The 267-nt window shown below is 51.7% G+C and carries 2 tRNA genes; both read left to right on the top strand.

Going from position 1 to position 267, the window contains the following annotated elements:
• The first annotated feature begins 60 nt into the window (after positions 1–60).
• Positions 61–137 (top strand) — tRNA-Ile (locus tag ACM6J5_RS25950).
• 9 nt (positions 138–146) lie between these two features.
• A tRNA-Ala gene (locus ACM6J5_RS25945) sits at positions 147–222 on the top strand.
• Positions 223–267: the final 45 nt, after the last annotated feature.

Genomic DNA, 267 nt, shown 5'->3' with positions numbered 1-267 from the left:
TAGAAGCAGCTTTAAGCTCCAAGCTGATAGCTCCAAGCTAACAGTTACGCGCTCGAAATTGGGTCTGTAGCTCAGTTGGTTAGAGCGCACCCCTGATAAGGGTGAGGTCGGCAGTTCGAATCTGCCCAGACCCACCAATTTTGTATGGGGCCATAGCTCAGCTGGGAGAGCGCCTGCCTTGCACGCAGGAGGTCAACGGTTCGATCCCGTTTGGCTCCACCATTAACTGCTTCGAAGCGTTTGAGAGTTTAGAAATGAATATTCCAG

This window comes from Pseudomonas sp. IT-P74, from assembly GCF_949768175.1.
Taxonomy (GTDB): domain Bacteria; phylum Pseudomonadota; class Gammaproteobacteria; order Pseudomonadales; family Pseudomonadaceae; genus Aquipseudomonas.
The sequence above is the reverse complement of the archived record's forward strand: the minus strand, read 5'-3'. Positions and strand labels throughout refer to the sequence as shown.